At 70.7% G+C, this 9,415-nt stretch carries 8 protein-coding genes; 5 read left to right on the top strand and 3 right to left on the bottom strand.

The window, feature by feature from the left end; translation table 11 throughout:
* Positions 1-266 precede the first annotated feature (266 nt).
* The 5 genes from AB0I10_RS27685 (at position 267) to AB0I10_RS27665 (ending at position 3,983) form a co-directional block, all read left to right on the top strand.
* Positions 267-656, top strand: a complete 390-nt coding sequence (locus tag AB0I10_RS27685) for a hypothetical protein (protein ID WP_363155353.1) — start codon at positions 267-269, stop codon at positions 654-656.
* A 33-nt stretch (positions 657-689) separates the two neighbouring features.
* Entirely contained in the window at positions 690-1,292 is a 603-nt protein-coding gene (locus AB0I10_RS27680) for a hypothetical protein (RefSeq protein ID WP_363155352.1), read from the top strand.
* A 77-nt stretch (positions 1,293-1,369) separates the two neighbouring features.
* The gene (locus AB0I10_RS27675) at positions 1,370-2,938 is read left to right on the top strand and encodes a ParB N-terminal domain-containing protein (RefSeq protein ID WP_363155350.1); all 1,569 of its coding nucleotides are present in this window, start codon (positions 1,370-1,372) and stop codon (positions 2,936-2,938) included.
* 66 nt (positions 2,939-3,004) lie between these two features.
* Positions 3,005-3,508 carry a hypothetical protein gene (locus AB0I10_RS27670; RefSeq protein ID WP_363155349.1) on the top strand — a complete coding sequence of 168 codons (504 nt, stop codon included), beginning with the start codon at positions 3,005-3,007 and terminating at the stop codon, positions 3,506-3,508.
* 103 nt (positions 3,509-3,611) lie between these two features.
* Entirely contained in the window at positions 3,612-3,983 is a 372-nt protein-coding gene (locus AB0I10_RS27665) for a YgjP-like metallopeptidase domain-containing protein (RefSeq protein ID WP_363155356.1), read from the top strand.
* Positions 3,984-4,114: 131 nt separating this feature from the next.
* Here the strand turns inward: AB0I10_RS27665 and AB0I10_RS27660 are convergent, their stop codons facing one another.
* The 3 genes from AB0I10_RS27660 to AB0I10_RS27650 all read right to left on the bottom strand — a co-directional run bounded on the left by AB0I10_RS27660 (position 4,115) and on the right by AB0I10_RS27650 (position 9,333).
* On the bottom strand, positions 4,115-4,297 hold the full coding sequence (locus tag AB0I10_RS27660) for a hypothetical protein (RefSeq protein WP_363155348.1): 183 nt from the start codon (positions 4,295-4,297) through the stop codon (positions 4,115-4,117).
* Positions 4,298-4,969: 672 nt separating this feature from the next.
* Positions 4,970-8,170 carry an SMC family ATPase gene (locus tag AB0I10_RS27655; RefSeq protein ID WP_363155347.1) on the bottom strand — a complete coding sequence of 1,067 codons (3,201 nt, stop codon included), beginning with the start codon at positions 8,168-8,170 and terminating at the stop codon, positions 4,970-4,972.
* On the bottom strand, positions 8,167-9,333 hold the full coding sequence (locus AB0I10_RS27650) for an exonuclease SbcCD subunit D (protein WP_363155346.1): 1,167 nt from the start codon (positions 9,331-9,333) through the stop codon (positions 8,167-8,169). The genes AB0I10_RS27655 and AB0I10_RS27650 overlap by 4 nt, the downstream gene beginning before the upstream one ends.
* Positions 9,334-9,415: the final 82 nt, after the last annotated feature.

The following is a 9,415-nucleotide window of genomic DNA, read 5'->3' as shown; positions in this document are numbered from 1 at the left end:
ATCAACTGACACGGCACCGGGCAACCGCGCGTCCGAGACCAGATCCACTGAGATTTCCAGGGTCACAGGGCCTCAGTTCTTCTGATCGCTGTAGGACACATGCATCACCAGGGACCAGATCATCTGAGACGGGACACGGGCTGGTGTGTGACCTAGCCGCCACCCTCCTGACCTGCACTAACGCAGTTGACGCCCCCTCTATAGATAGTAGAATTTAGTTAAGAGCTAAGGGGAAACCCACCAGTCAGCGACCCGAAGGACCCGCAATGACCACCTCGGACATCACTCCCGCCACCGCCCTGTACGTCGGCATCGACGGCACGGTCCGCGAACTCAACATCGGCTCCACCCTCAGCGAGCAGAGCAAGGTCATCGGCCGCGCCCTCCTAGACCACGCCGAAGCCATCGACTACATCCACCGGCCCGGCGGCACCTCCATCGTGGCCCTCGCACGCGCCCACCGCTCCCACAAACTCCCCAACCTGTACGCAGCTCTCGCCGTCCACGCCCTGGCCCACCCTCTCCCCCACATCGTCCAGGGCCCCGTCGTCTTCGCCGGATACACCGCCACGGGCGATCTCACCGCCATCCCCGACGACGACGCCGACACGATCCGCGACCTGCTCCACGACGCGGTCATCTGCATCTCCTTCTGAACCACCCGCACTGACACCTCTTGGAGCCCGCTCATGACCAGTACTGAAACCCCCCGCCTATCCCTGATCGACCTCTACCTCCTGGCCGATCCGATCCTTGACGCCGTCGGCGAGGGCTGGAGCAAGGACGACGACACACCTGGCGACGAGCAGACCATCCGCTTCGCCCACACAGACGGCCGCACCTTCGGCCTCCGCCGGCTGTGGGACGGCATGGCCGCCCAGACCTTCGCCCACGACCCCGCCCAGCCCGGCCCGCGCTACAACGCAGCCGCCCACTTCACCGACAGCGAAGCACCGCTCGACACCCTCATCTCCACCCTCCACCTGCGGCTGTTTCCCGGCCTGGCCGACCCGCGCCGCCATAGCAGCGAGCGCGGCACGCTCCGCGCCAACGGCACCCGCATCCCGGCTCCCGAACCCCAGCCGGAGCGGAACGAACAGCCCGTACCACGGCCCGCAGAGCCGACCGCCGCCCCCGCACCGGACACGGCCACGGCCCCGGCCCCGGCCCCGGCAGCCAAGACAAAGCCCGCGCGCAAGCGCACCGCGAGGAAGACGACCCCACCCGCCGCGCGTCGCAAGACCGCCCCGGCTAAGCGCAAGCCCAAGAAGGTCGCTGCGGCCTCCGCCTGATCACACGAGCCCGACCACGGTGTGGGCAGCTCCTGCTGCCCGCACCCCACACCCCGCACCACCCAAGGAACGAGCCCATGTCCGTCGCCGTCATCGACACCGAGCAGACCACCGAGAACCCTGAAGCCCTGCCTGCCTTTACCGGTCACTTCGCCTGGGTCGACCCACACGACCTCGTCATCGACCCCTACAACCACCGCCGCCACCGCGAGCACAACGAAGAAGACACCACCGAGCCCGACCCTGACCTGATCACCTCGGTCCAGGAAGTCGGCGTCCAAAGCCTCCTCCTGCTGCGCCCGCAGACCGGCGACAACGAAGGACGCCTCGGCATCATCTTCGGCCAGCGCCGCAACAAGGCAGCCCTCATAGCCGCCCAGAAGGCCAAGGACGAAGGCCGCCCGTACATGCTCGTGCCCGCCCTCATCCGCGACGACCTCCAGGGCGTCGACGACGAGGCCCTGGCCCTGTCAGTGATCGAGAACAAGCACCGCAAGGACACCCACGCCCGCGACTACATCGAAGCCGCCCAGCAGCTCTCCCTCATGGACGTCCCCTCGGCCGTCAAGGACCGGCACGCCAGAACCATCGGCCTGACCCGCGAGGAGATGGACGCCGCCCAGCAGGCATCCAACCTCTCCAACGCCTCCCTCCAAGCCGGACTCGACGCCGACTTCGACCTGGTCGAACTGGCCGACTTCCAGGAAGTCGAAAGCATCGACTACGCCCGGAACAAGCTGCAGCGGGCAAAGGAACGCGACCTCGCCGAGGGCACCGGCAACCGCGGCCACTGGGCACACGCCATGAACGAACTCCGCGAGAAGAATGCCGACCAAGCCAAGCGGGCACGACTGATCGCCGAACTCACCAACGCGGGCATCACGATGATCGACTGGAGGCGCACCTGGCACGAGACCCGCAGCCGGCCACTGGAAGACCTGCTGACCCAACTGGGCAAGCCCATGACGCCCGATGCCCACGCCTGCTGCCCCGGGCACGCAGCCTCCGTCCACCACTGGGAAGCAGAGGTGACGTGGCTGTGCGCCGACTGGAAGAAGAACCACCACGAGCTGACCCCCGAGGCAGCCAAGTCCGCCGCATCCTCTACCACCACGGAGGCCGAGAAGGAAGCCCGGCGCAAGACCATCCGCTACAACAAGGCGTGGCGCTCCGTACGGCTGGTCCGCCAGGAGTTCATCACCAAGATGTGCGACGCCCTTGGTGAAGCGTCCAACGAGGTCTGGGAACTCATCCTCAACACCATCACCGGCACCTCCCACACGTACTCCCAGTACGTGTCACGGCACCGCACGGATCTGGTCGCCGCGTTCTTGAAGGTCAAGGACCCCAACCACGACAGCCCCAGCGTGTGGCAGCGCGTCACCGCCCCCTTCACCAAGCTGATCGCACGCACCGGTAAGACCCGGCGCTGGCGCCTGCTGCTCGCCCAAGTCGCCGCCATGTATGAGTACGAGGCCATGGACGATCACGCCTGGCGCGACTCCATCCACGTGAACACCGTCGACTGGCTGACCTTCCTCGAAAACCAGGGCTACGTCCTCAGCGACATCGAGAACGAAGTCCTCACCACCGGCCGCGAGCAGCTGGCCAAGGCCCGCGAACAAAAGGCCAAGGACGCCGCCTGACGACGGCCCACCGGGTGCGGCCCACGACGGGCTGCACCCAGAGCCTCACACGGAGATCACCACACCATGCACCGCACCACCCCCTCCGCCAACATCAGCTCAGTCACCTGGCTGCGCCCGGAGTTCGTCGACAGGGAAGACGAGCTGATCAACCTCGCCGCCGGCGCGGACCTCGTCGGCGTCTCCCGCAGCGCGGTCAGCAACTGGGCTGCCCGGCATGCCAACTTCCCCAAGATCGCCCTGCTGACCGGCATCGGCAAGCGACGCAACAAGTACGTGCCCCGCGAGGAGTTCCTGACCTTCGCCCGCACCCAACTCGCCAAGCAACGCAAGGCCCCCACCCAGACCGCGCCCAGACGCCCGTCCGCCGAGATCCACGCCGAAAGGGTCGAGCACTACCAGCGCCAGGTGGAACGCCTCACCGAACGGGAAGCGAAGCACGCAGCACGGCTCGTACAGGCACAGCAGTCCCTGCGCATCGCGACATCCAAGCTCCGCAAAGCCCGCGCACAGCTGAGGGCCGACATCGCGGCCGCTCGACGCGCCGCAATCCCCGGGCCAGCCGACTGACCTGTTGACCACCCTCACGCCCCAACCCCTGCCCGCATGGATAGCAGAATTTCACCAAGCAGGCAGGGCCCTCCCTACACACGAAGGACCAACGCAGTGACCTATAAGACCGAGCGAACCCATCCCCGTCGGCGGCACCACCATCACCCTCAAAACCAGCAACCGCACCACCCTCGACCTCGACGTCACCACCACCGGCAAGATCGTCGTCCGCGGCCCCCACAGCACCACCGACAGCCAGGCCGCAGACCTCGCCGAACGCCGCCGCCACTGGATCTACCGCAAGCTCACCCGCCTCGCGGCACGAGCCCCCCTCGACCCGCCGCGCCACATCTCCACCGGAGAAACCTTCACCGTCCTCGCCGCCCGCACCAGCTCCGGATCGCCCCCGGCACCGACCTGGAACTGCCCATCGAGCACCACCAAGGCAAAGGAGGCCGCGACGAGATCCACATGCAGCGCAGCACAGCCATAGATCTGGGCAAAGCAAGGCAATCCCTCGTCCGCTTCTACGCCAGAATCGCCCAAGGATGGCTGGAAGAGAACGGTTCACACATCACCAGACTCACCAGCAAACCCGACATGCCACTCACCGCCTCCACCCGCCTACGCACCACGTGGGCCGCCCACCACCCCGCCGGCGGCCTCACCCTCCACTGGGCAACCGCGCAACTCCCCACACCCCAACTCCGCGAACTCCTCCACCGCACCCTCGCCTTCCACGCCGTCGCCGACACGCACCAGCTCGACCACGACCTGCGCAACCTCTGGATCGGCAACCTCACCCACGAGCCCACCCGCCACTGGCCCCCCACAACCCCTGCCCCGACTGCTCCGCACGCCCCGGAACCTCCACCTCGACCACCGCGGCATAGCCCGCTGCACACTCACCGGACTCCAGCGCACCGCCTGCCACCCACCCGAGACCTGCAACACCGTCTGGACCGGCACCCGCCCCGGCCAAGCCGAATGCATCGAGTACGGCTACTGCCGCCCCAGACCAGGCGGCTACGAGCCCTGCATTGATGACGACCCCGAGGCCATGCACGACTTCAACCGGCTGTACCGCGAATGTCGTTGGGATCCTGCAACGCAGCGCGTGATCCTCCAGCCCGACACGTGGCCTCCCCCACCCCACGCGAGCAGCCCCCGATCGGGCAGGACACCTCTCCAAGCTCAGAACCGCGAACTCTAAACGGTGGTCATCCGATTACCCCACGCCTCCTCATCTGCAGCGATGCGATGCGGTCGGCTCACTCCGACGAGCCACTGACGAAGAGGGACCCGTCGGGGGACAAGCGGGGGACAGAAGGGCAAAGATGATCAAGGAAGGGCCAGGAAAAACCAGGCACGAACAGGCAAGAACCTACGCCGTTCCCAAGCGGCGCCCCCGCACGAACTCGCCCCCGCCCGCCGCCCGGTCGGCCACTGACCGGCCCCTCGGACCCGCACCACACGACCTCAGCTCTGCACCCGATGCCGCACCGTAGAGCCCAACCGGTCCTTGACGACCTCCAGTTGGGCCGGGATGCGCGCCCTGAGGTCCGCGACATGGCTGACGATGCCGACGCTGCGGTCGCGTTCGCGGAGGGAGTCGAGGACGTCGAGGACCTCGTCGAGGGTCTGTTCGTCGAGGCTGCCGAAGCCTTCGTCGATGAAGAGGGTGTCCAGGCGGGTGCCGCCCGCCTCATCGGTGACGACATCGGCGAGCCCGAGTGCCAGCGCGAGCGACGCGAAGAACGTCTCACCGCCCGAAAGGCTGGAGGTGTCCCGCTCATGGCCGGTCCAGGCGTCGATGACGTGCAGGCCGAGGCCGGAGCGCCGGGCGCTGCCCGCCCGCTCGTCGGAGTGCACGAGGGTGTAGCGCCCGGAGGACATCCGGTGCAGCCGTGCGCTGGCGGCGGCTGCGACCTGTTCGAGCCGGGCGGCGAGGACGTACGACTCCAGGCGCATCCGCCGCTCGTTCTCGGTGGAGGTGCCGGAGGCGAGCGAAGCGAGGCGGGCGATGCGGTCGTAGGCGGCGCGCAGCGGGGCCAGTTCGCGGGCGTCGGCGTCGGCGCGGGCGGAGAGCCGGTCGAGTTCGGCGCAGCGTTCGCGAGCCGCGGCGTGGTGCGCGGAGGCGGCGCGCAGCCGGTGTCCCGCGGCGTCCAGCGCGGTTCGCGCGCCGTCCGGGTCCGCCGGCGGCAGGGCCGCGGCGGCGACGTTGTCGGGGTCGGCCAACTCCGCGTCCACTGCGGCAGATTCGGCCTGCCAGTCATCGAGCCGGCGCTGGAGCGTACGCCATTCGTCGTCGCGCAGCAGTGCCTCGGCGGCGGCCTTGGGGGTGTCGAATCCGGCGCGGTAGGCGGCGTCCGAGAGTCCGGCGTCGGTTTCCTTGAGCCGCTCCGCGCAGGAGTTCGCGGTACGCGCCGCCTCCGCGGCGGCGGCGAGCTGGGCGACCTGGCGTTCCAGCCGCGCGGCCCGCTCGGCCACGCTCGCACAGTCGCCCCGCGCCTGGCTCAACTCGGCTTCCAGTACGGCCCGTTCACGGTCCAGAGCCTCACGGTGCGAGGTACGGGCGGCGACCCGGCGCTCGGCACTCTGCTGCTCGGCGCGGCGTCGTTCGTACTCGCGCTCGGCGCGTCCCAGCGCCTCGCGCGCGGCGTGCAGATCCGCTCCGGCCGCGTGGTCGCGAGCGAATCCCGCTCGCAACTCCTCGACCTGGGCGGCGAGTTCGGCGGTCGGCGTGTCCCCCGCCGCGGCGGCCGCACCGGCCAGCGCCTCCTTGACCGTCTGGCAGCGGTTCTCCGCCTCCTGGCGGACGTCCTCGGTCCGGCGGTAGGCCGCCAGCGCAGCTTCCTCGGTCGCCCGGTCGATGTGTCCGGCGCCGGCGCGGGCCGGGTCGGGGTGCTCGGTCCCGCCGCACACCGCACATGCCTCGCCGTCCCGCAGACCGTCCGCGAGTTCGGCGGCGATACCGCGCAGCCGCCGGTCCTTGAGGTCGAGCCAGTGCTCGTGGGCGGCCAGTGATCGCTCCCTGGCCGTGAGCGACTCCCCCTCGGCCGACCCGAGTTCGCCGGCCAGCCGGTCGCGGCGGCGGGCCGCTTCCAGGCGCGCGGCGGCCGGCTCGATCAGGGTGCCGAGCTGCTCCGCCCTGGTCGCGGCTTCCTGGGCCGTCTCGATACGCCGCTGGTGGGCCCGGCGGGCGGTGTCCCATGCTGCGAGCCACTCCGCGGCGTCCAGCAGCGTCTGCTCGTCGGCGCGCGCCTCACGGTCGAGTGCGGCACGCTCCAGACCGATGTCGGCGGCCCGCCGCTCGGCCCGCCGCGCCGCCGCGAGGGAACCCAGGTCTTCCCTCAACCGGCGTTCCAGTGAGGCGAGTTGGTCACTCCCGGAGTCGGCGAGGTCGGGCGGCAGAACGGTCCTGCGCTGCCGCTCGGCGCGCTGCGCGGCGTCCAGCTCGCGCCAGGCCGCGTCACGCAGCGCGAGGGCGGGGGCGACGTCCGAGGCCGCGCGCGCCCGCTCCAGCCTGCTCCGCGTACGGTCCCGCTGCTCGGCGTGGGCATCGAGCCGGGCGGCCCGCCGGCGGGCGTCGGCGTGCCGCTGCTGGAGCCGGTCCCGCTCATGGGCCTCCTCCAGCCGCCGGGCCGCCGCCCGTTCCGCCGTCTCGGCCGAGTGCACCGCGGCCTGCGTGATCTCCAGCCGCTCCCGCGCGCCCACCCGGGCCACGGCGGCCCTGACCAGCACGGCCTCGGCGAATCCCGGCTCCCCGGGGCCGAGGACGGGGGCGTCGGGGTGGCCGGTGACGGTGTGTGCCGCCGCGCCCCGGTCTCCGCCCTCGGCGGGCCCGGCCTGCGCGGGAACGGTCGCCTTCGCCCGGCCCCGCGCCCGAGTCGGTGTGCCCGGCACTGCCCGCCCCGGCGCGGGGACCGACGGATCGGCGAGATCGGCACCGTCCCCGGCGGCCTGCGCCATCCGGTGGGCCAGCGCCAACAGCCGTTCGTCGCCCGCCGCCACACTGTCCGCCGCGGCCTTGCGGCGCGCGTTCAGCTGCTCTTCGAGGGCGGCGAACCTGCGGGTGTCGAAGAGCCGCCCGAGCAGCCGGCCCCTGGCCTCGGCGTCGGCACGCAGAAAACGCGCGAAGTCGCCCTGCGGCAGCAGCACCACCTGGCAGAACTGCTCCTTGCTCATACCGAGCAGCTGGCCGATCTCCTCGCCGATCTCCTGGTGCGAGCGGCTCAGCGCCTTCCAGTGGCCGCCGGACCCGTCGCCCGTACCGTCGCCGGGCGGCCCGTCCCCGGCACCGGCCGTCCCCGTGGGCACATACTCCCGCAGCCGGCTCTGCGCCTTCTCCTTCGTCGTGCCACTGCCCCGCTTCTTGGGACGGCTCTGCTCGGGCAGCCTGGTGATCTCCAACCGCCGTTCGCCCACGGTGAGTTCGAGGACGACCTCGGTGAGGGTCAGCGGGTCCGCGAGATCGCTGCGCAGCGCCTGCCCGTTCTGCCGCGCCCCGGGCACCGACCCGTAGAGCGCGAAGCACACCGCGTCCAGGACCGAGGTCTTGCCGGCGCCCGTCGGCCCGTGCAGCAGGAACAGCCCGTCCCTCGACAGCCGGTCGAAGTCGATGGTCTGGGTGCGGCCGAACGGGCCGAAGGCCGTGACGGCCAGCCGGTGCAGCCTCATCGCGCCACCTCGTGCAGTGTGTCGTCGACGCGTACCTCGTCGATCGCCGACCGCAGTTCGGCCCGCTCGTCCTCGTCGGCCGCGCGTCCGGCCCGTACGTGTGCCACGAAGTCCTCGGCGATCTCCTGGTCACTGCGCCCGCGCAGCCGCTGCGCGTACGAGGCCGACGAACGGGCGGGCCCCTCGTCGGGATCGAAGACGAGGCTGACGACATGCGGGAAGCGCTTGCCGAGCCGGGCCATGGGCTCGTGCGGGCGGGACGCGTCGGTGAGCGTCGCCTCGATCCACGCCGCTTCGTGACGGGCCAGCGCCGGGTCGTCGAGCAGCCGCTCCAGCGGCCCCCGGATACGGGCCAGCGGCCGCGGCACCGGGCAGTCCACCCGCTCCGCCCGCACCGCGCCCGCCGCGTCGAGGTCGACGATCCATGACGACTTGCGGTGCTCGGCCTCGGAGAAGGAGTAGGCGAGCGGCGATCCGGAGTAGCGGACCCGTTCGGTGAGCGTCTGGCAGCCGTGCAGATGGCCGAGGGCGGCGTAGTCGACGCCGTCGAACACGGCCGCCGGGACGGAAGCGACCCCGCCGACGGTGATATCCCGCTCGCTGTCGCTGGCTGCGCCGCCGGTGACGAAGGCGTGCGCGAGCACCACGGACCGCGTCCCCGGGGGCCGCCCGGCCAGGTCGGCCCGGACCCGGTCCATCGCCGCGCCCAGCACCTCGGCGTGCCCGGCCCGCGGGGCGCCCAGTTCGTCGCGCACCATGGCCGGTTCCAGGTACGGCAGCCCGTAGAGCGCCACCGGGCCGTGCTCATCGGCGAGCAGCACCGGGGTTCCGCAGGCCGCCGGGTCGGTGCGCAGATGGATTCCGGCACGCTGCATCAGTCCGGAGCCGACGCCCAGGCGGCGGGCGGAGTCATGGTTGCCGGAGATCATGACGGTGGGAACGCCGAGCCCGGCAAGGCGGTGCAGGGCGTCGTCGAAGAGCTCCACGGCGGCGAGCGGCGGCACGGCACGGTCGTAGACGTCCCCGGCGACGAGCACCGCGTCGACCTCCCGGCTACGGACCGTCTCGACGAGATGATCGAGGAACGCGCGTTGGGCGGCGAGCAGGCTCACGCGGTGGAACGACCGCCCCAGATGCCAGTCGGAGGTGTGCAGAAGTCTCAAGAAACCGCTCCGACCTGCACGCTTCCCCCTACTGCACCTATAAGACCAGCACGAACCAGCACAGGCTCGCAGTCAGCACCCA

This window comes from Streptomyces sp. NPDC050636 (genome assembly GCF_040654775.1).
Taxonomy (GTDB): domain Bacteria; phylum Actinomycetota; class Actinomycetes; order Streptomycetales; family Streptomycetaceae; genus Streptomyces.
This window is presented reverse-complemented; position numbering and strand designations above follow the sequence as displayed.

Bases quoted from the DNA above. Each gene is read 5' to 3' on its own strand.
- AB0I10_RS27675 (WP_363155350.1), top strand. From the start codon at position 1,370: ATGTCCGTCGCCGTCATCGACACCGAGCAGACCACCGAGAACCCTGAA.
- AB0I10_RS27655 (WP_363155347.1), bottom strand. From the start codon at position 8,170: ATGAGGCTGCACCGGCTGGCCGTCACGGCCTTCGGCCCGTTCGGCCGC.
- AB0I10_RS27685 (WP_363155353.1), top strand. From the start codon at position 267: ATGACCACCTCGGACATCACTCCCGCCACCGCCCTGTACGTCGGCATC.
- AB0I10_RS27680 (WP_363155352.1), top strand. From the start codon at position 690: ATGACCAGTACTGAAACCCCCCGCCTATCCCTGATCGACCTCTACCTC.
- AB0I10_RS27670 (WP_363155349.1), top strand. From the start codon at position 3,005: ATGCACCGCACCACCCCCTCCGCCAACATCAGCTCAGTCACCTGGCTG.